The organism is Anaerobiospirillum sp. NML120449 (assembly GCF_023051105.1).
Taxonomy (GTDB): Bacteria; Pseudomonadota; Gammaproteobacteria; order Enterobacterales; family Succinivibrionaceae; genus Anaerobiospirillum.
Genome location: NZ_JALKIL010000059.1, coordinates 1 through 22430, shown reverse-complemented (window position 1 = coordinate 22430; position 22430 = coordinate 1). Strand labels below are relative to the sequence as shown.

The window sequence follows — 22430 nt, the reverse complement described above, 5'->3', positions numbered from 1 at the left end:
CAGGATACGTGTCCGCCGCAGGAGGCATGCGAGCACCTGTCAGGATACGTGTCCGCCGCAGGAGGCATGCGAGCACCTGTCAGGATACGTGTCCGCCGCAGGAGGCATGCGAGCACCTGTCAGGATATGTGTCCGCCACAGGAGGCATGCGAGTACCTGTCAGGATGCCTGTCCGGCATATGCTTTATGCAAAGAAAAAGGCAGCCCGCCGGGGCTGCCTTTTTCTTTGTATCAGGCATCTTTTTCTACTACCTGACCGCGTTTGCTGTGAGGAATAATGCTGCCGTACTTGCGGCACAGAGCAAAGTTGATAAGACCTACAGCTGTGTTCTTGTCGCTGAAGCGCTCCAGGAAGTGCACATTCTGCTCACGAAAGCGCAGCAAAATCATGCGGGCCGGGTAGCGGCGGGTAGCTGGAATCTGGTAGAAACCGGTTATAGGGTCATAACCGGCCTTGATGTTGCCGTCAAAAGGATTCTGGGAAGAGCCACTTTGAGGATACTCGTGACCTTCAAAGGCATACTCATCACCAGGATTCTCTTCGCTGTAGCTGCCATCTTCAGGGTTTTCTTCCTGGTTCTGGCGACGGTGACGTCTTTTGCGGCGGCCGTCAGCGTCTACATAAATTTCATCTTCGGCGTCTGCAATACCATGCTGCTGAGCTGACAGCAGGGAGTTTTCACCATCGGTATTTCCACGGCGGTCACCAATATGAGACTGAGCCTTGGAGCCATGAGACTCATTGAGCTGAGGGATACTGGACTTTCTCTGGGTATCACGGCGTGCCTCATCTACCTCCTTTTGAAAAGGTGGCGGAGCAACGCTTACAGCAAAAGTGGAAGCTACATCCATCATAGGATATCCTCGGGGCCTTCTAACCTCAGTACAAGCAGTTGGCTGTCAAGAAATTCTGCCGTCTGGACTTTATGTTTTCAGGAATAAAACGGGCAGACTGATAAAGACACTTTAAGGTAATCAGCAGTGAAAATTCAAGTTATTTCGGTCACAGCTGAGACCTGGTCGATATTAATCACATATTTGGCGCAATATTTGGCGCAGCTGCCATCACTTTTATCGATAAAAGGGTTTTGTTGCCATCACCCGTATTTTTGTCATTGCACCTGTCACATCTGAACAGGCTGGCACACAGGCAGTGCAGAGGCACCTGCAGGGGCAGCTGTACAGGCAGCCGTAGTGCTGTTCTCAGCTGCGCCTGCGGGATGACCCTGCGCTGCAGTCATATTCCTTTGTAAATTACGAAGCGCCATTATCCTGGAGAGCATATATGGCGCTGCTGCAGCCTCCTGCCCTGCTGCTGCAGCAACATCTGGCCGTGCCTGCGGTCGTTGCTGTTGCCTCTGGCGCTGCCGCTGCTTGCGCTGATTTATGCGCTGCAGTCATCGTTGCTGCTGCCGCCGCCGTTGCCGCAGCCGCCGCTGGCGCTGTTGTGTGGGCTTGTGCCTGGACTGTTACGGCCGGGCATGGCGCCGGTTTCGTTGTACTCATTCTGATTTGACTGACTTCTCAGCTCTGATATGTCCAGATTCTCAAGGAAAGTGGTAACTACTGATCCAAAAAGCTCCGGCTCAGTAAACATAGGGCTGTGAGATGAGTGCTGGAATACGAAACTGCTGTGGTTTGGATACTGCTCAAAGTAAGCACCCAGTGAGCATGGTACCAGAGGATCATTACGCCCAAACAGATGCAGTGACGGCACCTTAAGGTGCTCCATTGAAGGACGCTCATCAATAAAGGTAACCATGCGTATGCCGGCCATCAGCACCTCATAGGGAATATTAGGGCGGTGCTTTAAAAAAGAGGCCGCATGCTGCGAAGCGCAGCTGCACTCCCCCTGCAGCGGGGAAGAGACAATCATACGGTAGAAAATATTGAGTATGCGCTTCATACGGTGCTCATTGAGCTTGGTATTGCATTTGAGCACCTTTACCGCGCTCATGCCCTTCCAGTTCGGATCGGACGGGAAGCGTGGTGAGCCGCATACTGTAACCAGAGAGCGGATAAAAGGACGTGATTTGCTCAGGGCAGCAAGCAGATTGACAGGACAGCTTGGGCCCTGACCTGCAGGTATGGATGCGCATGCGGCGCTGCCCGAGCCTCCCTGATGTTCACGTACTGCCTGCTCGGCAGCAAGGGCAGCCTGCATTACTGACGTGTGAGGTGTCTGCAGCGTGGTCAGCGGGTGATGGGCACTGAACTCATCAAGGGCGCGGATATTGGGATTGGACAGAATGCCGCTGCGAAATGAGCTGATGTTGATGCAGGGATTGTACAGAGTGCTTATGGCACGCAGAGCGTAAATAGAGCCAAATGACCACGACATCAGATCGCAGCCCATAGGCAGGGTGTTGAGCAGCAGATAGTTGGTAGCCGAAAAGTCATCAGCAATAGAGGCCAGATGACGGCTTTTGCCGTAGCCTGGCAGATCAATAAGGTAGATGTCGCGATCAGGGAACATTGAGGCCAGAGGCATCATGCATGAACTGTCACAGCCCCATCCATGAATAATGGCCAGAGGTGCTCCTCTGGTATTTCCTGCGCGGGTATAGCCCAGTCGATGCATAGGTAATCTTCCCTGTAATGATTCCTTACGGACCTTATCAGCTCCCTGGACTCTCCAGTCCCGGCATTACCAGTTCGCCTTTGCCAGGCCGCCTTTGCCTGCAGTTGCTCAGGCAAGGTCAGCGCCTGGGGCATGAGTCAGGGGCTAAGAGATATTGTTTGCCATTGCTCTATTGCAAGGCAGACCTGGATATAAATATCACGGATTAACGCATATGCATTAGCAATGTTGTCATCTAACGTGATGCTTATCGAATTTAGATGCCATTATGGGGCGGCTGTGACCACTTGCTATGCACTCAGCACTGTTCACTCCTGCACGGAACAGGGCCTGCCCGACTGGCTGGCTCAGTACGCAGGCAGTCCGGCAGTGGCTGCAACATCCCGGCGGCTGCAGCCGGCGCATCCACAGAATGAGCTGCCGCAGGTGATTGCAGGCTGTATGCCGGGTATTGAGATGTGCTTATGGGAAAGGATAGCGTGTGCCGGGAAACTCAGGCATCACTTAAGCTTTCATCTTTTTTGCGACGGCTGCTGCGCCTTGATTTGGGAGGGGTAATCATGCTGATATCCATGCCCGGGGTGATGCGGGTCAACTCAAAAGTGGAGGGGCCGGTACGCTTTACAATGTAGTTTCTGAATGAAGGGTTTTCCTCAAGAAAACTCTCATAAAGGCGTACGTACCCAAGCCCGTCTTCAGAGTCGATGCGACCAATGGTCTTCCTGTGCCTCGAGAATGACATGCCTATTTCCTTACCGTCTTTGTTGATATGGTCAGGAACCCATACATTAAGGTAGGTGCACAGATAGAAACCTTTGCCACTTGCTACTCTGGTTATGATGGTTTTTGGCAGTGTGGGCACAGCTGTGCTTTTGTTTTTTCTGATAGCTGCCATGGCATAGTCCCCCAATAAAGCTAGGTATATCAGCCATTATACGCCCGTATGATATGTTGTGAGCAAAAAATCTGTACTGATGGATATGTATTAAAAAAAGAGGCAGACCCCTCAGGGGATCTGCCTCTTTTTTCTCAGGCTGAACAGCCGTGTTATCAGCTTTTCAGGCTGTATTAGCAGTTTTTAGCCTTGCGGTAGTTGATGATGTCCTCAATGGAAACTACAGTCATATCGTGCAGCTGGGCAAAGGCGCAGACACGTGGCAGACGGGCCATGTCGCCATCAGGGGCGCATAACTCACAAAGTACGCCGCACTCGCCAAAGCCGGCCATACGTGCCAGATCAACAGTGGCTTCAGTATGACCTTCACGCTCCAGTACGCCATTTGGACGGGCTACCAGAGGGAACATGTGACCAGGAGCAGCAAGGTCAGAACGCTTTGCATCCTTGCGCAGAATGGTCTTGATGGTCTGAATACGGTCAGAGGCGGAAACACCGGTGGTGACATTCTCAACTGCGTCTACGGAAATAGTAAAGGCAGTACCGTAGGTAGAGGTGTTCTCGGTTACCATCATAGGCAGACCAAGCTCATCGGCACGCTCTTTCTTAAAGCATACACAGACGATACCGGAGCACTCGCGAATCATAAAGGCCATCTGCTCAACAGTCATGGTCTCTGCAGCGAATACCAGATCGCCCTCGTTTTCACGGTCTGCATTGTCAACGACTAACACGCCACGACCCTTGCGCATGGCGTTCAGAGCAGCTTCAACACGCTCGATGGAATCACTGCCGAAGCTTTGAAGTAAATTAATGGACATCTTAATATCACTATATTTGAATGGGGTTACAGCCTGAGGATAACCAGCGGCTGGCCTTGAATATGTGCACTTTTGGTTCGTTGTGCTCTCGCAGACAATTATAGGAGCTACAGTCGTGATGCGCAAACAGGCCCTGATTTTCTAAAAAAGATCCTCAAAAACAACCAGATACCTGGATATGTTGCCAGGAGCAACAGTACTTTTCGTCGACTTTATCCTCGAAAATGAGACGAAAAAGCCCCTGTGTCCTGCTGTCTGTTTGCCGCAGCACTGCTGCTGCCAGCCACTGTTGCTGCCAGCAGGCACTGCCAGCCGGCAGCGCAGGGCTGACAGGCAGCAGCGCAGAGCTGCTGTGCAGCTGGCCCATGCAGTACTGCTGCCCGGTGCAGATTAGCCCTGCAGCACGGTCAACAGGCCCATGGACTGGGCATCACCTGTCATCATGTGAATGTGGTGCTCTTAGCTCAATTGTGTGACCTGAAGTTCATGCTGTCAGGCGGCTGCAAAGTTTGCCTTAGCAGCTGTGTAAGCGCAAGTATCAGTTGAGCTGCCTGGGACATTTCTCGCAAATTAACTGCCTTTTCCATGGGTTACCTGGCAGGTGAGAGTACACAGGCAGGGGACAGGTATTCTTGCAGTAGTCAGATAAATATATGAGCTGGAGCCTGTTGGGTGTGCATGAAAAAGCCCTGAGCGCAAAGTGCGGTTCAGGGCTTTTTCGTGCTGCATCAGCTCCTGCAGCGCCGGTACTGCTGCATTAGCCTTGCTGATTATCTGGTGCCTGGGAAGCGACGGGCGTCGAGCATGATCTGCTTCATTTCCTTTACGGCCTGAGGCAGACCGACAAAGATAGCGCGGGCGATAATGGCATGACCGATATTGAGCTCTTCCATCTCAGGAATGGCGGCTACGGCAGCGACATTGTCGTAGGTAAGGCCGTGACCTGAGTTTACATGCAGACCGCGTGAGCTTGCGTAGGCAGCCATTTCAGTGAGCACGGCAATGTGCTCATCGCGCTCCTTGCGAGTGGTTGCATTGGCATAGGCACCGGTATGGAACTCAATATATGGGGCACCGGCGGTGACAGCAGCATCAACCTGCTCCTTAACCGGGTCAATAAAGAGAGAAACCTCGGTACCGACTTTGGCAAGGCGCTCAACAGCCTGAGCTACACGGGAGATATCACCGGCAACATCAAGGCCGCCCTCAGTGGTAACTTCCTCACGGCGCTCAGGTACCAGACAGGCTGCCTGAGGAGCCAGAGCTACAGCAATAGCCATGACATCATCAGAGATGGCCATTTCCAGGTTGAGTTTGGTCTGGACTGTTTCACGGATAATACGCACATCGCGGTCCGTGATATGGCGACGATCTTCTCGTAAGTGGGTGGTAATGCTGTCAGCACCACCCAGCTCGGCCAGAGCACAGGCGGTAACAGGATCAGGATAGCTTACGCCACGGGCATTACGCACAGTGGCTACGTGGTCAATATTGACGCCTAAATAAATGTTGCGCATATCAAATCTCTAGATCATTACCGGAAAAGATACAGTTGCAGGAAGGTATCCATGCTCTCTGGGGGCATTCGGCCGTCTGCAGCCTGCTGCAGCTGCCCTGCACAGCTGCAGCGGAGGCCAGCTGCCTTCAGCTGCCATGTTCAGCAGCAGAAGCCACAGCCGGCTGGCAAATCCATGCCCTGCCGCTGCACACTTACTTTTAACAGCCCATGATGCAGCAGCGGTGAATATGTATTGTACCGCCACACTGGACAAATTCAGCCTGACATGGTCTTTTGCATTATAAGTGCGCGGTGCACCAGCCTGGTCGGCCCTGTCCCAGGGGCCAGGGCAGCTCCTGGGACAGGACCCGGGCCGCAGGTGCTCCAGAGTGTGGTGCGGGCGCCGTCAGGCGGCGCTGCCATCCTTGCCTGCAGCTTCAGGTGTCGGAGCACTCAGAGGCAGCAGCAGAATAATGGCTCCGGTCATGGTTACGGCATTTACATAAAGCAGAGCCTTATCAAGGCCAATCATGTCGCCCAGATAGCCTGTAAGTACCGATACTATATATCCGGCACCAAAGGTAAAGCCCAGCATCATGGAGGCGGCGAAAGCAGCGCTTCCTGAAAGCAGACGCTGAGACCAGACAATGCCGCCGGGCGTAGAGCCGTAGGCACCGGCACCGCACAGGAACAGGGCTGCAAAGGATATCAGTGAGGTATCAATTCGGGTCAGAAATACTGCTGATGCAATCAGGGCTACAAAGTAGGAGCCCAGAGTAACAGCCTTAGGTCCAATAATATCGGTAAGGGAGCCTCCTGCCAGACCGCCTGCTACGCAGCCCAGCAGCATGACCATAAGACAGCTGGCACTGGTAATGGTGCTGTAGCCCTCGCCTGTCATGAGCAGAGTAAGGAATACCACAAAGGAGCAGTAGGTACAGGAGCGCAGGGCAATGGAAGTGATAAGAATGATAAAAGGACGGCAGTGCAGCAGCGATTTCAGACTAAGTTCACGGCTGAGTTCAGGGCGGGCGGTAACAGCATTGTGCAGACGCTGACGGTAGATGAGGATAACGGTGATGATGGCCGGAATGGACATGAAAATCAGGGATGACTCACCAAACCAGTCAAACCATGCGGCCACGCAAAGAGGAGCAATGGCAAAGCCTATATTTCCACCTGCAATGTAGATACTGGTGCCAAGTCCCTTGCGATCCTCAGGGACAATGCGGGATACAACAGCGGCGCTTAAAGGATGGAAAGCAGAAGAACACAGGCCGCAGAGCAAAATGATCATCAGAAGCCCCACAAGGTTGGGACTTAAGGTGGTTCCTGAGGCAAACAGAGCCCCGGTCAGAATGGACAGAGGCAGCAGGTAATTGAGGTGACGGCGGTCAGCAGCAATGCCTATTGGGGCCTGTACAAAGTTCATGGTCACCATGAAAGCCATGTAAATAGCCGCACTCTGGGTATAGGAGATGTCATAGCGCATGGCCATAACAGGCAGCAGCACAGGCAGGAAGGCTGTATAGTAATCGCTCATGAAGTGACTTACGCTCATCAGGCAGACATTGAACCATGAACGATCCGGTGCGCGCCGTGATTCATGGGAACTGTTGTCGATGGCAGTGGCGTTGATGTTCGACTCGCTCACGTAAATGCTCCATTTGATATCTGTTTGCAGGCGCAGTGCCCGCTGCACGCAGGCTGCATGCCGCGCAGGCTGCATGCCGCGCAGCGCGCGCAGCGCATGGCGCCACGCCGCGTCAGCGGGGGGCTGAGCAGGCGGCAGGCGGGAGTAATTCAAGAAAAAAAAGCCAGACTGCAGGGCTGGTGAGCATGCAGTCTGGCTGGCAGGTCTCCAGGTGGACCTGAAAGATGGCGGTCAATGATGAGCCGCATCATGATGATTCTGGGAGATGTGTCAGTGGACGGCTGACCTGACCTCCGTAAGCGGACGGCGGTCAGGCAGCTGTTTAAGCTCGCTTAGCTGTCGGATGGCTGATGGAGGCTCTCGCGTGCTGCTGCAGTCTCAATAGCTTTTTCCTTTTCAGACTTGTTGAGAATCTCCTGAACCTCCTCCTGAACTACGTGATAGACACGGCCGCAGCTGTTGCAGGTCATGTCGATACCGTCCGGATCGGCAGCAATTTCAGCAAGATCATCAACAGGCAGGCCGCTGATGGCATTGATGATACGCTCGTGAGAGCAGATGCACTTGAAAGCTACGCTCTCAGGATCAAAGACGCGGATTTTATCATTCCAGTAAAGACGTCTGAGGCTTTCATTAAGGCTCAGATCAAAGAGCTCATCGGCTGACAGAGTAGCGCACAGAGTATTGAGGTGATCAAGGGACTCAAGATTGTTGTCAATCTCAGGAATGATCTGCAGCAGAATACCGCCGGTCTTGCAGGCGCCAATGTCGTTGTAAAGACGAATGGTGGTTGGCAGCTGCTCGGAGTCCTTAAAGTAGCTTTCCAGGGCCTGAGAGATGCTGTCCTTGTCAAGAGAAACAATACCCTGATAGCGGTTACCACCCTCAGGGAATGCAGAAATGACCAGAATGCCGCCCTCGCCTACCAGCTCGCGGAAAGTGGCTGTATCAAAGTCATCGCGTTTGTCCCATGAGACATTGCCGTAGAAATTCAGGTTTTTGTCAATGTTGATAAAGGCAAAGTTCATTGCCTTAGGGCCTTTGCCACACTGAATCTGGACAGTAACAGTGCCGTCAGCCTTAAGGGTAGCTGCAATCAGCACAGCAGCTGAGGCCAGTTCCAGCATCAGAGATTTGATGCAGTCAGGATAGTGGTTGATGTTCTCAAGCAGCTTTTTGACCGGCTCATGCATGTGCATGATTTCGCCACGTACACCGTGCTCTTCAAAAAGGAAGCGGACAACGCTGTTATCCTGCTTTTCCTCTTCAATAACAATGGCCTTTTCGCTGTTGTTCTGATCGCTCATAAAGTTTCAGCGCACCTTACCTTAAAGAGCCGCAATGGCATCAGTACGGATCAGGTGCCTCCTCTGGATAAACTGTGGTAATGGCTGCTCTTCATAAGTGAAGAGTGCAGGTTATGGTATGGCTCAAAATGCTGTATAAAACCAGCAGTAATGCAAGACAGTGCTCAAATAAGTGCGGGCCGCCGCTACAGCGGTCGCATGATGCTGATGCAGCTGGCGCATGCTGACCCGGCGGGGCATGGTGCTGGTCCAGCGGACTCATGACGCCGTTATGTGGCGGTGCATGATGCAGGCGGCCCATGCTGATGCGGCCGGTGCATGATGCAGGCTGCTTATGCAGGTGCTTGATGCAGGTGGCGCATGCTGAGGCGGTCAGTGCCGGTTCAGCTTTCCATGATCTGTCTTATTGACTCGAGCTCACGACGCTCTTTTTTATTTGGTCTGGTGTCAGGGTGAGGGTTAATGAGAGCAGCCATTTTGTTAAGTCTGGACTCCTCCTCACGACGGGCAATACTCTCAGCCGTCTCCTCATATAAGGTGGCCGCTACCGGGGCCGGGCCTCTTACATCGGAAATGCCTTTGACAATAATTTCTCTGCGGGAAAAACCCTGAAGCAGTCTGATGGTGGCTCCGGTTTCCACAGAGCGTGATGGTTTGGCGCGGGCGCCGTTATATTCAACTTTGCCGCCCTCGACCATCTGGCGGGCAAGGGAACGGGTCTTGTAAAAGCGTGCGGCCCACAGCCATTTGTCAATACGGACAGATCCGTCATTACTGGACTTGCTGTCCTGATTTTTGTTCTTGCTCACTTGTACAGCTCTGGTTGCTGAAAATAAGCTGATTATAGCAATTTTGCCCGCCTGCAGGCCCAAAAATGCCCTTTATGCTGCCTGTCAGTGGCTGCTGAGGGAACAGTATATTAAGAGAGTATTAAAGGTAAAGTAGACAGTGATCCATATTAGGTCACAGGACCTGGCCTGCAGTAATATTGGTGATAACTGTCGTATGATCCACAGCTGTTTATGGAACGCAGGGTAAACATTTGCCTGCGTGTTTTACTGTCAGAGGAACTTGTCAGAATGGACTTGAGTGCACTTAACAGGACCCTGCCGCAGGTTGCCAACCGCAAGGTAAGTCAGGCATCGCGCATTTTCAGAATTGAGAGCATGGATCTGACTTTCTCCAATGGTGCCAAAGCAACATATGAGCGCATCATGGGAGGCAGAGGTGCCGTCATGGCTGTTCCTTTTGATGGTACCCACTTTTATCTTACAGTCGAGTACGCAGGTGGCGTCATGGCCTATGTACTTGGTCTGGTCAAGGGCAAGATTGATGAGGGCGAGACCAGCGAACAGGCCGTAGTGCGTGAACTTGAAGAGGAAATCGGTCTGGGCAGCCGCAAGGTAACCCTGCTCAAAAAGGAAATGACCGTTGCTCCAGGCATGCTCGATTTGCGCATGTACCCTTATCTTTGCGAGGATCTCTATCCTTCACAGAGCAAGGGAGATGAGCCTGAGCCTATTGATGTGGTCAAACTGACTCCGGCCGAGGTCAGAGAGCTCATTATGGATCCTGACAGTGTTCTTACTGAGGGACGTACTGTAGCTGCCCTGGTGCTGGCATTGAACAAAGTGGGTGCATTGTCATAAAGCATGCGCTATATTAGTGCTGATGCGCTTGAAACAGGCAAATAGTAAGATAATGGCAGGGAGCAGTGCAGGCGTACTTTAATAAGGACATAAAGCCTGATAAACACGTGTTCCCGGAATAATTTCAGCGATATTGCGCTCTGAAGCTCAGCTCAGTGGGCCTAAAATTAAGGCTCCATAATGATGCACAAACTGCCTTTGACCTGGCGTTGCATGAACGCCCCTGGCAGCCTGTGCAGATCCCCAGGGATCATGTGCACCATTATGCATTGAGTATTAAAGGAGCTGAGGCAGCGCTTTTTGTTTTTATTCAGGACGGCATTATTTAACAAAGAACATATCAGGAGTGTTGCAATGCAGCATCTTTTAACGGGTTTTGAGCTCGATCAGGACGGATACCACAAACTTATTTGCCTGGCCCAGGACATGAAGGCCAATCCAAAAGCCTGGCGACGAGAGCTCGACGGCATGAGCGCAGCCCTGATGTTCGAGAAGCCTTCCCTGCGTACCCGCACCACCTTTGAACTGGCCATGTTTAACCTTGGCGGTCACGGAGTTTACCTTGACCTTGGCAAGGGTGACCTTGGTGTACGTGAGACTGTTCCTGACTATTCCCGCAACCTTTCGCGCTGGGTCGACTGCATGGTTGGCCGAGTTTATCTGCAGACCACTCTTGAGGAGCTGGCTGCTACCGGCTCAGTACCGGTAGTCAACGCTCTTTCTGATCTTTACCACCCGGCTCAGGCTATGGCCGACTATATGACTGTCAAGGAGCACCTTGGCAAGATCGAGGGAGTAAAGGTTGCATACCTTGGCGATGGCAACAATGTAGCTAACTCCCTGCTGGTAGCCGGTGGTATTCTCGGTGCCCATGTTACCTGTTTCTGCCCGCTCAACTGCGGCCCTGATGTCCAGGTATTCAAAATGGCTCAGGAGCAGGCAGCACGCTATGGCTCCCGCCTTGATGTTACCAATGATCTTTCCTTATTAAAGGATTATGATGTGCTCTATACCGATACCTGGGTATCGATGGGCGATGACACCCCTCTTGAGGCTGTCAAGAAAGTATTTATGCCTTACCAGATCAACAGCGCCCTGGTAGAAAGCTCAGGTGCCCGTTTGGTAATGCACTGTCTGCCGGCTCATCGTGGCTACGAAATCACTGATGAAGTAATGGATGGTGACAAGTCAGTAGTCTTTGATGAAGCCGAAAACCGCTTACATATTCATATGGCTCTTCTGGCCACTTTGCTCAATCCTAACAGAGGTTAATTCAGATGCAAAAAGAGAAAAAGCAGTACAAGAAGGTATTATTAGCCTATTCCGGCGGTCTTGATACCTCAACCATCGTTCCATGGTTAAAGGAAAACTATGGCTGTGAGGTTGTCTGTTTTGTAGCCGACGTTGGTCAGGAGCGTGATGATCTCGAGGGTATCGAGGAGAAGGCCATCAACTCCGGTGCCGTAAAGTGCATCATCAAGGATTTACGCGAAGAGTTCGTTCGTGACTATGTATTCGAGACCTTCAAGACCGGTGCTTTATACGAAGAGTCTTACCTGTTAGGTACTGCCATTGCCCGTCCTGTAATCGGCAAGGCCATGGTTGATGCTGCTCTGGCTGAGGGCTGTGATGCTATTTCCCACGGTGCTACCGGCAAGGGCAACGACCAGGTTCGCTTTGAGAGCGCTGTAGCCGCTCTGGCTCCACACCTTGACGTAATCGTTCCATGGCGTGAGTGGGATTTACGCAGCCGTGAAGACTGCCTTGCCTACCTCGAGGCCCGCAACATTCCTTGCAAGGCTACCTTAAAGAAGATTTACAGCCGTGATGCCAATGCTCTGCACATTTCCACCGAGGGTGGTGAGCTTGAGCACACCTGGAATGCCGCCTCTGAGAACGTATGGACCTGGACTGTTGACCCAGTGAAGGCTCCAGACGCTCCAGAGACCTTTGAGCTGACCATTGAGCAGGGCATTGTTACCGAAATTGACGGTAAGAAGGTTTCCGCTTTCGAGTGCCTCGATGAGCTCAACACCCGTGGTGCCCGTAACGGTGTAGGCCGTATCGACATCACCGAGAACCGTCTGGTAGGCATGAAGTCCCGTGGCTGCTATGAGACCCCTGGCGGCACCATCATTCACAAGGCCTTACGTGCTATCGAGCAGCTGGTCCTGGACAAGACCACCCGCATTTACCGTGACCACCTGGCCATCGAGTTTGCCCAGCTGGTATACGACGGCCGCTGGTTCACCCGTCTGCGTGAAGTTCTTCAGGCCGGTGCCGATGAGCTTGCCAAGGACATCAATGGCAAGGTTGTAGTCCGCTTATACAAGGGCAACTGCGACATCATCCAGAAGGACAGCCCTAACAGCCTGTTCAACTTCGACTTCGTAACCTTCGGTGCTGACAACGTATACGATCAGGCTGACGGCAAGGGCTTCATCCAGCTCTACTCTCTGCCAGCCCGTATTCGTGCCTTAAACGCTGAGCACAGAAAGCAGAAGTAAGGCTCAATACCGCATTTTTTCCTGATTTAAATCAGGCATGACAGGCTTGGTCCGGGTTATCCTGGACCAAGCTTTGTGTTCTCAAGAGTACCTAAATTTCAGTACAGCAGCGGACGCTGACCATTGAAACTGCAAAGTGGTAATGCGTACCGTTTTCAGATCTGAGGCTCCTCAGGGAGCTCCCTGTACAGGCAGCCTGGTAATGCCATGCAGCCCTTAACGGTCACTGACCATAATGATCTGGCTGTTAATCCATTTGTAGAGGAAAGCAATATGGCTTTATGGGGTGGTAGATTTACCCAGGACAGCGATGCCCGCTTCAAGCACTTCAACGACTCCCTGGTATTTGACTATCGTCTGTTCCACGAGGATGTGGAGGGCTCACGTGCCTGGGCTCAGGCTCTGGTAACTGTAGGCGTGTTAAGTGAGCAGGAATGCGCTGATCTGACCCGTGCTCTCAACGAGCTTGAGCAGGAAATGACCGGCCGTGAAAATGAAATTGCCGTAGCTGGAGATGAGGATATTCACTCTTATGTAGAGCGTCGTCTCATTGAAAAGGTAGGCTCTCTGGGCAAGAAGCTGCACACCGGCCGTTCCCGTAACGACCAGGTAGCTCTGGATCTCAAGCTCTTCTGCCGTCGCGCCTGTGATGAGATCTTAAAGTCTATACGTGGCCTGCAGCGCGCTCTGTTAAAGACTGCTGATGAAAACCAGGGCGTTATTTTCCCAGGTTACACCCATCTGCAGCGTGCTCAGCCAGTGACCTTTGCTCACTTCTGCCTTGCCTATCTGCAGATGCTCGACCGTGACTTTGTCCGTCTGTCCAATGCCCGTGATCTGCTCAATATCTGTCCACTGGGCTCAGCTGCTCTTGCAGGTACAGCCTATCCTGTAGATCGTGAAGCTCTGGCAAGAAGCATGAACTTCAGAGCAGCTACCCACAACTCTCTTGATGCCGTATCTGATCGTGACCATGTTATGGAGCTGCTCTCCTGCGCCTCCATCAGCCTGGTACACCTGTCCCGTCTTGCTGAGGATCTGATTATCTACAATTCAGGCGAGGCCGGTTTCATTGAGCTTTCTGACAAGGTAACCTCAGGTTCTTCACTCATGCCACAGAAGAAGAATCCAGATGCTCTGGAGCTTATTCGTGGCAAGGCCGGCCGTGTTGTTGGTGCCCTGATGGGTATTATCACCACTGTAAAGGCTCTGCCTCTTGCCTATGACAAGGATCTTCAGGAGGACAAGGAAGGTCTGTTTGATGCCATGGATACCTGGCATGAGTGCCTTGATATGATGTCTCTGGTCTTTGAGGACATCAAGCTCAACAAGGACAGGATTCTTGCTGCTGCCCGTGGCGGCTACTCCAACGCCACCGAGCTTGCCGATTACCTGGTTTCCAAGGGGGTTCCATTCCGTGAGGCCCACGATATCGTGGGTCAGGTAGTTCTGTACGCTATCGATCAGGGCAAGGCTCTTGAGGAGCTTGATATTGCCCAGTACCAGAAGTTCAGCTCTGCTATTGGTGATGATGTCTATCCTGTTCTTCAGTTTGACAGCATTCTGGCCAAGCGTAATGTTCTGGGCGGCGTAGCTCTTGAGCAGACCCGTGCTGAAATTGAGGCCTTAAAGAAGCAGCTGGCCTGATAACAGCCATGGGCCGATAGCGGCCGCATGCTGATAACGGCCCGATCCCGCAGGTCTGCCTGACCTGCAAACGATAAGCCCGCTGATCAACACCATGATGATCAGCGGGCTTTGTTTTTGCGCTGCCGCGCCGCCATGAGGCTATGCCCCGCACTGGCTGCGCTGGCGCCATGCGCGCTGGTGCAGGCAGCGTCATCTGAGCTGTCTGCACAAGTTGTAGTGACTTTAGCGGTGGCCTGTGGAGCCAAAGCCGCTGGTGCCGCGCTCGGAAGCATGGAACTCGTCAACTTCCTTAAAGGTGGCGCGTACTACAGGCAGGAACATCATCTGAGCAATGCGGTCACCTGCATGGACAGTGAAAGGCTCGCTGGAGCGGTTCCACAGTGGTACCTTAAGCTCGCCCTGATAGTCGGCATCAATAAGGCCGGTGAGATTGCCAAGAACAATGCCCTGCTTATAGCCAAGTCCGGAGCGGGGCAATATGGTTGCACAAAGGAAAGGATTGTTAATGAAGATGGCAATGCCTGTTGGTATCAGCTCACACTGGCCTGGTTCAAGTACCTTGTCCTGAGCGACCATGGCGCGCAGGTCTACAGCTGCAGCCATGGCGCTTTCATACTGAGGCAGAGGGAAGGTGCCATCCTTAAAACGCTGATCGAGTACCTTAAGCTCAATTTCAGCCTCAAGCTGCCATGGCATGGCCTGACAGCTGTCCTTATCGTTAATGCCGCTCATGTTTTTCTCCTGGCAAATCAGTGTTCCTCATACAGCTTTATATGCATGGCCATAAGCACAGCCTGTGACGTCAGCTGCCAGCGCTGATTATAAAAAAACCTGACCCCGTGAGGTCAGGTTTTTTTTAAGGCGCATGCCAGCAGCTCAGCCGACAGCGGCTGTGCCGTAGCCGGCGGCAGCCTCCAGCATGGCCGGCCTTGTGACGGTCCGGACCCGGGAGGCAGACTGGCCTGTGGGCTAGTCGTTCTTGCGGCTGTGAGTGCTCTTGAACTCGTTGATGATGAGTTCCATGAGCAGATCAGCAAGCTTAATCTTGCTCATGCGGTCAAACTCGGCAACCTTGCCCTGGCTGCTGTAAACAGTAGCGGCATTTTCATTGGAACCAAAGCCGATCTCGGTGCTGCTGACGTCGTTGCAGACAATCAGATCGAGCTTCTTGCGTGAGATCTTCTCACGGGAGTTTTCCTCGAAATTGCTGGTTTCAGCAGCAAAGCCTACAGTAAATGGACGCTCTTCATCGAGGTGGCCCACGTAGGATACGATGTCCTCATTACGTACCAGCTCAAGGGTAAGGAACTCGCCATGATCTTCTTTCTTGAGCTTGGTGCTCATAGGCTCAATCAGACGGTAGTCAGCCACGGCGGCACAGCCGATGAAGATATGGGCCTGACCTACCTGAGACTTTACGGCATCAAGCATCTGGCTTGCGGTGGAAACATCAATACGCTTGACGTTGTTTGGAGTGGCAAGACTTACAGGGCCGGAGATCAGGGTGACATCAGCGCCCATGGTTGCAGCCATCTGAGCAAGGGCATAGCCCATCTTGCCGGAGCTGCGGTTGGTGATGACACGGGCAGGATCGATAACTTCTTCGGTAGGACCGGCAGTAATGACAATCTTGAGACCGGCGCCATGGGATTTAGGCAGCAGCTTGGTCTGAGTAAGAGCTGCAGCCTCCTGTGGCTGTGGCAGGCAGCTGGTGGTGTTGATGTCATAAGGAATGGCAATATGCTCATTTAACAGTGAGCAGATATAGGAGTAGATGTCCTCAACATTGCGCATTCTGCCCATACCGGTGTCGCCGCAGGCCAGCTCGCCCTCTTCAGGGGCGATGATGTACATGCCGCGCTCCTGCAGGGTCTTTAAATTGGCCTTGGTAGCTGCATTGAGCAGCATGCGGGTGTTCATGGCCGGGGCAATGACTACAGGACAGGCTGAAGCCAGCACAGAGGTGGTTACGGCATTGTCAGCAATGCCTGCAGCAAACTTGGCAATGGTATTGGCTGTAGCCGGGGCCACTACGTACAGGTCAGCATCATTGGTAATAGCAATGTGGTCTATGCCCTCAGCATCTTCAAAGACGCTGGTCATGACCTCATGATGGGTCAGGGCTGCGTAGGTAGCCGGAGTTACAAATCTGGTGGCGGCCTCAGTCATTACGACACGGACGGATGCACCATTTTTAACTAACATACGGCACAGCTCGCAGGCCTTATATGCAGCAATGCCACCTGTTATGCCCAGAACTATCTTGCGATTTTGAAGCATTAATTGGCTCATGGAGTTCTCCTTAAACGTGATCCTCTCAGACCGGGTCGGATGGACAGTATCAGTACTCGTCTGTGAGCTTTAAGAGCGCACTGCATGAACATGCTGTGCCTGCTGTGCTCAAAGCCGGGCAATAAATAAACATTTTTCAGGTACGCGACCTGGCACTCTGACAGCCAGGCAGCCGTCAGCGTCAGTCAGGACACGAACAGCCAGGCAGCTGTCAGCGTCAGCCAGGACACGAACAGCCAGGCAGCTGCCAGCGTCAGCCATGACACGAACAGCCATGCAGCTGTCAGCGTCAGTCAGGACACGGACAGCCAGGCAGCTGCCATCGTCAGCCAGGATACGGACAGACAGGCTGCTGTCAGTCTGTGACCTGCTCTAATGATTCTGCGGGTCAATACCCGTATGTTCCCGCTTTTCAGTCATAAGCTCAAACATGAGCACGCCATAATCTGACATCTGTACCATGACATATGCTGTCTGCGTACTGCAGCTTCAGGCTTTTAAAAGCATCATGCCCTTGCTGACATGATCAGATGCTGAAGTTGTCAGGCTGACTGAAGGGGAAACGGTACCATGGTACCGCCGTGGACTTGCCTCCTGCTGATCCAGGGATCATTTCTCTACTAAATATATATGGAGCCGCAAGGAGGGATTTCAAGCACCACAGTCAATTTTAATGCCATATTGACCGCCTTGCCATGTAAGCAGGCCGCCCTTAGGCTGATAACGTGAGGCAGTCCAGAGTTTTGCCCCTGTATGCACCTGACATGGCTGCTTCAGCAAGCTATCGCTGCCCTCAGCTGCAGCTGCAGCTGCAGCTGCAAGACGCTGCAGCCGTAACTGCCGCGACTGCCGCCGCAGCCTTATGCAGCCGCCTGGGCCAGCTGCTGCTGCAGCTGTCCTTGGAGCGTCAGGACGGATCTGCGCAAAATAAAGGGGCCATGGTCATCAAGACCATGGCCCCTGATATGCGCTGTCAATGGGCAGCTGCGTACACACATCATCAAAGGTGCGTTACATAACCTGCTGGCAAAAGGATCTGATTACTTACGCTTTTTGGATGTCTTGCGTGTGCCCTTGTCATTGCCTGAGGCTACGGCATTTTCCATGGCAAATCTGACGGCACCTGTCATGCTGCGCACCATGTTCTCGATGTACTCCATCTGATCTTTTACAGAGAAAAACTCCTTGGTGATATCTCCAAGCTCGCCTTTCTTATGAGCATCCTGGAGCATCTGTTCAAAGCCGTAAGAGGCACACTTGTCAGTGATAACACTCTCATTGTAGTTCTCGGTAAGGGCAAGCAGAATACGCAGGTGATGCATGGCCTGCTCTTTGACTGCATTACGGTCCTTGACCAGAGGGCCAAGTGCAGAGTCAATGTGCAGCGGAACTTCAAGAGCCAGCAGCTTTTCATAGTCGGCCTTGATCTTCATGAAGTCAGCCGTGACCATCTTGAACTGGAACAGATAGCGGGCGCGGGCCAGCATGCTCATCTGTCGGGTACGCTTGAGAACATACTTGAGGAAGTAATTGCAACCCATATAGCCGGCAAAGCACAGCACGCAGTAGCTCAGCAGTATGCCCAGGAGCATGCCGCTTGCCAGGAACATGTTTTCCTCAGTCTGAACTATTGAAAACATGGCCAGCGGGGTAAAGGTGGAAAGACCGCCCAGGAAGCCAATGTTTACAAAGCAGTGGAAGAACTTGTTATCTGACCAGATACGGTAGTTATACAGAGCATATGAAATACCAAGCAGCACGCAGGCGGCGATATTTCCCGGTGTGTAGGCATGCAGACTGTTGCCATCAATAAAGTAGCGGGTAAGACAGCCAAAACCGCCGCCAAAGAAGATCAGCATATAGAACATTATTCTGTCCATTTATCTGCCCTCCTTTACCTTGTCAGATTCTTTGTCAGTACCAGCTCCTGCAGAGTCGCCTGAGCTTTCTCCCTTGTGCGCGCCGTCATGATAATGACCATCATCGCTGCCATGATCAGCATCACTGGCAGCAGCGCTGTCACCAGATGCTGAGCCTTCTGCTGCACCTGCGTCCTTGCCGTCGGCAGCAGCGTCCTTGCCATCGGCAGCGGCGGCAGCTGCTGCAGCCTTTGCTTTGGCCTCAGCTTCCTTGAGGGCTATATCCTCAGGAGATCCTGGTATTGGGGCATGGTAGTGTTCATGAACGAAGCTCTCGTCCATAAACTGCTGCTGCAGAGCTCTGGTCTGCTCAAGGAAGAGGGCTGCATCACTGCTCTGGACGTGAGACTTCTGTACAGCTTCACCGAGTTTGCTTCCAATGCCGGCACCAAGGATTCCGGTAATAGTAGTGAGCATGATATAAGCTGCAGTAATAAGGATGACCTTCTTTCTGTGCCTGTTATCAAACCAGTGGTTGAGAACATCACCGGTAAAGGCAGAAAGTGTACCCATGCCCCCTACCAGACCAACAGAAAGGGTAGTGCTGATATCAGGAGGCAGGGTCATGCTGAGAATAAAACCGCCCAGAAGAGCTGCAATCAGATTGATGAGCAGAGTCGACAGCGGGAAGAAAAAGACGGACGGCATGGCGAGGATAAAGATTACCGCTCCTCGTACCACAGCGCCTATACCGCCAAAGGTAAATACAGTTACTAGAACTTGCCAGGTCATAATCTTAACTACTCCAGTAGGGACAGTTTGTCCCCGTTATGGCCTGAGCACCAGTGAGCTCAGGATAAACAGGCCTGCTAATTATATTGCGCTTTTCCTGGAATTGTCTCACTGCCCTCCAGTGGCATCAGCAAAGCCCTGAGCTCTCATGATTAAAGCAGCTGGTCTTATTCTGTTAATGCTCACTACCCATATCATGCCCCGGCCGGCCGGCCGGCTGACTGCCATTGCGCCTGGTGCCTTACTTTCATAGGCCCGGGGCCTTACTGCCATCGTGCCCGGACCTTACCATGGCGGCCGTGCAGTCTTTTCCTGACCTGCAGCCAGTGCTGGTGGACAGTCTGTGCTGAGCTGCGCTGTTTTGCCAGGTCACAATGGCCTGCAGCTGCGGTTATAGTGGCCCGGGCTGGCCTTGTGAATGTGGGTAAATACCAGAATTTGAGGAAATTTAAATGTGCAAAAACGCCCTGGCTGATCCTGGCTGAACCCGTGCCTCTGGTGCAATTGAAAATCATTGTTCAGCCAGGATGAGAAAACAGCATGGAAATGAGATCCTGACATGTCATGAAAACCTGGATTTTTTCTGATTTTCTTTTGATCTTTACAAAGCTATAGTCTATAATCTCAAAGCTAATTTTTCGGTAACTGGAACACAAATCCTCTGGGCCGCGCCCGGACGGGTTTTTTTGTTTTACAGCCTGGGGTTAACCGGAGTTAACCTGAACTGTCAGGACGCTTGCCTGTAACTTATAACGGGCCTTTCCCTGGCAGCAGTGCGGTCATCAAAGGGCAGATGAACCGGCTGGTATCTGACTGTATGTCAGGGCTCTGAGAGAATCAGAGTGGCAGGCTGATCCAGACGGCAATACTGCAGGCAGAACCTGCTGTGCAGTGCCGCCGGCCCGGCTCATGAAGCTGCAGGCCGAAAGAAAACATCAGTGTCCCCATTACCAATAGAGCGCGGACGAAGCTCGTTTGCCTGTGCGGAGTCTGGGAAGAGTGCTCAGGCTCGGTGAATCTGGATCGGTCTGAATACCTATGCCAGTTCAGCACCAGGAATCCTCCGAAGAGAACGGCAGTGCAAGCTGTCGGCTCAGTAGAGAATCTCAGTCGTTTACGGCTGAGATAACGTCTATAAAGCTACCTTTCATCAAAGGCTGGTATCAGCTGATATCAGAGGTTAGACGCAGGCTTGGGAAAGCGTGCGTAATGGCAAGCTGCACTATTGCAGGCCATAAACCGGGCATCACCAGACGCACTTTAGCGTGTGTTTCTCAGGTTTACAGCCGCCGCATCCAAATGACAGGGAAGCTCTTTTCAATTCACTAAGGTACATAATGCTCTGCCTGCCGGCAAATTCGATACAATGCGATCAATCCGGCTTTTTCATGGTAGAATAGCGCCCGTTTTTTGTTGTACCTTTTAAATGGTTACAGCTCTCTTTGGTGCTGTGACCCGTATAAGTATATTTGGAGTGTGACAAAACATGTCCAGAGTTTGCCAAGTTACGGGCAAGCGCCCGGCAGTGGGCAACCATCGTTCCCACGCTAAGAATGCTGCTAAGCGCCGCTTCCTCCCAAACTTAAAGTATCACCGTTTCTGGGTTGAGAGTGAGAGCCGCTTTGTAAGACTGCGTGTTACCACTAAGGGTATGCGTACTATTGACAAGTTAGGTATTGATGCCGTTCTTGCTGATATGCGCGCTAACGGCGTTAAGATCTAAGGGAGTGTATCATGGCTAAGAAAGGTGGTCGCGAGAAGATCCGTTTAAATTCTTCAGCAGGTACCGGTCATTTCTATACTACTACTAAGAATCGTCGTACTACTCCAGGCAAGATGGAGATCATGAAGTACGATCCAGTAGTACGTAAGCACGTTCTGTACAAGGAAGGCAAGATCAAGTAATTGATCTTCCTTACCCGGAACCACAAAAAAGGCAGCCTTATGGCTGCCTTTTTTGTGTCTGCTGAATGCAGAAAATCAGTGTTGATCTGCGCTATCAGGACGCAGACAATCGTAGGCTTCCTTGACGGTCATCTGAATCTGCCAAAATAGTATACAAATGAGCCAAACATGGTTATGCCCATAGTGGGCCTACCGTAATCCATCGAGGTTCATATGATACACCCCCATGACAAGACCCAGATGCGGCATGCGTTCTGGAATGCCGTCTTCACTGACTACAACGCATCCGGCATGAGCATGGCCGAGTATTGCAGAAGCTGCCTGGCCGAATTCATTGCAAGCTCTCATTATGCTGGTCTCTTCAGCCGTACTCCATCCTACATCACCTTTCTTAAAAGGATTAACAGCATTAGATGCTCAATTATGGGTGCTACAGCTGAGGCAGTGGTCGAAGTCGTAGCCCCTGAGTCAGTCGAGGCAGCTGTCGCCGAGGCTGTGGTCGAAGTCGCAGACTCTGAGCCAGTCGAAGCTGTTGTAGCCGAGGCTGTGGTTGAAGTCTCAGACTCTGAGCCAGTTGAGGCAGCTGTCGCCGAGGCTGTGGTCGAAGTCGCAGACTCTGAGCCAGTCGAAGCTGTTGTCGCCGAGGCTGTGGTCGAAGTCGCAGACTCTGAGCCAGTTGAGGCAGCTGTCGCCGAGGCTGTGGTCGAAGTCGCAGACTCTGAGCCAGTTGAGGCAGCTGTCGCCGAGGCTGTGGTCGAAGCTGCAGACTCTGAGCCAGTTGAGGCAGCTGTCGCCGAGGCTGTGGTCGGAGTCGCAGACTCTGAGCCAGTCGAGGCTGTTGTCGCTGACTCATGGGCGGATGCCACTGCTTCACTTTCTGCTGTTAACGGCTTTAATGAGGCTGAAGCTCCTGGTCACCTTTCTTACTGTCTCAATAGCCCAGACTGTCAGATTGCAGGCAAGTCAGCCACAGTCACTGCAGAGTCTGTTACCGGGTCTGTATTTTCCATTCACAAAAAG

19 protein-coding genes are annotated in these 22430 nt (G+C 52.4%); 7 read left to right on the top strand and 12 right to left on the bottom strand.

Going from position 1 to position 22430, the window contains the following annotated elements; all coding sequences use genetic code 11:
* Positions 1-231: 231 nt before the first annotated feature.
* From MXE41_RS12120 to hslR, 8 genes are all read right to left on the bottom strand, one after another.
* Positions 232-855 (bottom strand): hypothetical protein, encoded by a 624-nt coding sequence (locus MXE41_RS12120; protein ID WP_247100672.1) that lies wholly within the window; start codon positions 853-855, stop codon positions 232-234.
* 529 nt (positions 856-1384) lie between these two features.
* A complete protein-coding gene (locus MXE41_RS12115; protein ID WP_246976931.1) occupies positions 1385-2581 on the bottom strand; it encodes an alpha/beta fold hydrolase in 1197 nt (398 codons plus the stop codon).
* A 493-nt stretch (positions 2582-3074) separates the two neighbouring features.
* The gene (locus MXE41_RS12110; RefSeq protein ID WP_246976928.1) at positions 3075-3476 is read right to left on the bottom strand and encodes a hypothetical protein; all 402 of its coding nucleotides are present in this window, start codon (positions 3474-3476) and stop codon (positions 3075-3077) included.
* 173 nt (positions 3477-3649) lie between these two features.
* Positions 3650-4297 (bottom strand): 3,4-dihydroxy-2-butanone-4-phosphate synthase, encoded by a 648-nt coding sequence (gene ribB / locus MXE41_RS12105; RefSeq protein ID WP_246976925.1) that lies wholly within the window; start codon positions 4295-4297, stop codon positions 3650-3652.
* Positions 4298-5067: 770 nt separating this feature from the next.
* The gene (gene pdxJ / locus MXE41_RS12100) at positions 5068-5814 is read right to left on the bottom strand and encodes a pyridoxine 5'-phosphate synthase (protein ID WP_246976922.1); all 747 of its coding nucleotides are present in this window, start codon (positions 5812-5814) and stop codon (positions 5068-5070) included.
* 387 nt (positions 5815-6201) lie between these two features.
* A complete protein-coding gene (locus tag MXE41_RS12095; RefSeq protein ID WP_247100670.1) occupies positions 6202-7449 on the bottom strand; it encodes an MFS transporter in 1248 nt (415 codons plus the stop codon).
* A 332-nt stretch (positions 7450-7781) separates the two neighbouring features.
* Positions 7782-8756: an Hsp33 family molecular chaperone HslO gene (locus tag MXE41_RS12090; protein WP_246976915.1), complete on the bottom strand. Its 975-nt coding sequence runs from the start codon at positions 8754-8756 to the stop codon at positions 7782-7784.
* A 383-nt stretch (positions 8757-9139) separates the two neighbouring features.
* A complete protein-coding gene (gene hslR, locus MXE41_RS12085; RefSeq protein ID WP_247100668.1) occupies positions 9140-9565 on the bottom strand; it encodes a ribosome-associated heat shock protein Hsp15 in 426 nt (141 codons plus the stop codon).
* Positions 9566-9835: 270 nt separating this feature from the next.
* On the opposite strand from hslR, the gene nudE reads away from it, so the two are divergent.
* From nudE to argH, 4 genes are all read left to right on the top strand, one after another.
* The gene (nudE, locus tag MXE41_RS12080; protein WP_246976909.1) at positions 9836-10405 is read left to right on the top strand and encodes an ADP compounds hydrolase NudE; all 570 of its coding nucleotides are present in this window, start codon (positions 9836-9838) and stop codon (positions 10403-10405) included.
* 354 nt (positions 10406-10759) lie between these two features.
* Positions 10760-11677: an ornithine carbamoyltransferase gene (argF, locus tag MXE41_RS12075; RefSeq protein ID WP_247100666.1), complete on the top strand. Its 918-nt coding sequence runs from the start codon at positions 10760-10762 to the stop codon at positions 11675-11677.
* Between the two features lie 5 nt (positions 11678-11682).
* A complete protein-coding gene (locus MXE41_RS12070) occupies positions 11683-12912 on the top strand; it encodes an argininosuccinate synthase (RefSeq protein ID WP_247100665.1) in 1230 nt (409 codons plus the stop codon).
* A gap of 273 nt (positions 12913-13185) precedes the next feature.
* On the top strand, positions 13186-14559 hold the full coding sequence (gene argH / locus MXE41_RS12065) for an argininosuccinate lyase (protein ID WP_246976900.1): 1374 nt from the start codon (positions 13186-13188) through the stop codon (positions 14557-14559).
* 225 nt (positions 14560-14784) lie between these two features.
* Here the strand turns inward: argH and dut are convergent, their stop codons facing one another.
* From dut to MXE41_RS12045, 4 genes are all read right to left on the bottom strand, one after another.
* A complete protein-coding gene (gene dut, locus MXE41_RS12060; RefSeq protein WP_247100674.1) occupies positions 14785-15258 on the bottom strand; it encodes a dUTP diphosphatase in 474 nt (157 codons plus the stop codon).
* Between the two features lie 273 nt (positions 15259-15531).
* A complete protein-coding gene (locus MXE41_RS12055; RefSeq protein ID WP_246976897.1) occupies positions 15532-16854 on the bottom strand; it encodes a bifunctional phosphopantothenoylcysteine decarboxylase/phosphopantothenate synthase in 1323 nt (440 codons plus the stop codon).
* A 1040-nt stretch (positions 16855-17894) separates the two neighbouring features.
* On the bottom strand, positions 17895-18734 hold the full coding sequence (locus MXE41_RS12050) for a CrcB family protein (protein ID WP_246976894.1): 840 nt from the start codon (positions 18732-18734) through the stop codon (positions 17895-17897).
* Positions 18735-19505, bottom strand: coding sequence for a CrcB family protein (locus tag MXE41_RS12045; RefSeq protein WP_247100664.1), 771 nt, complete (start codon positions 19503-19505; stop codon positions 18735-18737).
* Between the two features lie 1486 nt (positions 19506-20991).
* On the opposite strand from MXE41_RS12045, the gene rpmB reads away from it, so the two are divergent.
* The 3 genes from rpmB to MXE41_RS12030 form a co-directional block, all read left to right on the top strand.
* Positions 20992-21228, top strand: coding sequence for a 50S ribosomal protein L28 (gene rpmB / locus MXE41_RS12040; protein WP_027939686.1), 237 nt, complete (start codon positions 20992-20994; stop codon positions 21226-21228).
* An 11-nt stretch (positions 21229-21239) separates the two neighbouring features.
* The gene (gene rpmG / locus MXE41_RS12035) at positions 21240-21410 is read left to right on the top strand and encodes a 50S ribosomal protein L33 (RefSeq protein WP_027939687.1); all 171 of its coding nucleotides are present in this window, start codon (positions 21240-21242) and stop codon (positions 21408-21410) included.
* A gap of 297 nt (positions 21411-21707) precedes the next feature.
* A partial coding sequence (locus tag MXE41_RS12030) for a hypothetical protein (protein WP_247100663.1) occupies positions 21708-22430 on the top strand: 723 nt, incomplete at its 3' end.

Excerpts from the sequence above, each read along its gene's own strand:
- MXE41_RS12115 (WP_246976931.1), bottom strand. The coding sequence starts at position 2,581 with ATGCATCGACTGGGCTATACCCGCGCAGGAAATACCAGAGGAGCACCT.
- MXE41_RS12090 (WP_246976915.1), bottom strand. The coding sequence starts at position 8,756 with ATGAGCGATCAGAACAACAGCGAAAAGGCCATTGTTATTGAAGAGGAA.
- MXE41_RS12120 (WP_247100672.1), bottom strand. The coding sequence starts at position 855 with ATGATGGATGTAGCTTCCACTTTTGCTGTAAGCGTTGCTCCGCCACCT.
- argH (WP_246976900.1), top strand. The coding sequence starts at position 13,186 with ATGGCTTTATGGGGTGGTAGATTTACCCAGGACAGCGATGCCCGCTTC.
- pdxJ (WP_246976922.1), bottom strand. The coding sequence starts at position 5,814 with ATGCGCAACATTTATTTAGGCGTCAATATTGACCACGTAGCCACTGTG.
- rpmG (WP_027939687.1), top strand. The coding sequence starts at position 21,240 with ATGGCTAAGAAAGGTGGTCGCGAGAAGATCCGTTTAAATTCTTCAGCA.
- MXE41_RS12110 (WP_246976928.1), bottom strand. The coding sequence starts at position 3,476 with ATGGCAGCTATCAGAAAAAACAAAAGCACAGCTGTGCCCACACTGCCA.
- nudE (WP_246976909.1), top strand. The coding sequence starts at position 9,836 with ATGGACTTGAGTGCACTTAACAGGACCCTGCCGCAGGTTGCCAACCGC.
- rpmB (WP_027939686.1), top strand. The coding sequence starts at position 20,992 with ATGTCCAGAGTTTGCCAAGTTACGGGCAAGCGCCCGGCAGTGGGCAAC.
- dut (WP_247100674.1), bottom strand. The coding sequence starts at position 15,258 with ATGCCATGGCAGCTTGAGGCTGAAATTGAGCTTAAGGTACTCGATCAG.
- ribB (WP_246976925.1), bottom strand. The coding sequence starts at position 4,297 with ATGTCCATTAATTTACTTCAAAGCTTCGGCAGTGATTCCATCGAGCGT.
- MXE41_RS12070 (WP_247100665.1), top strand. The coding sequence starts at position 11,683 with ATGCAAAAAGAGAAAAAGCAGTACAAGAAGGTATTATTAGCCTATTCC.
- MXE41_RS12050 (WP_246976894.1), bottom strand. The coding sequence starts at position 18,734 with ATGGACAGAATAATGTTCTATATGCTGATCTTCTTTGGCGGCGGTTTT.
- MXE41_RS12045 (WP_247100664.1), bottom strand. The coding sequence starts at position 19,505 with ATGACCTGGCAAGTTCTAGTAACTGTATTTACCTTTGGCGGTATAGGC.
- argF (WP_247100666.1), top strand. The coding sequence starts at position 10,760 with ATGCAGCATCTTTTAACGGGTTTTGAGCTCGATCAGGACGGATACCAC.
- MXE41_RS12055 (WP_246976897.1), bottom strand. The coding sequence starts at position 16,854 with ATGAGCCAATTAATGCTTCAAAATCGCAAGATAGTTCTGGGCATAACA.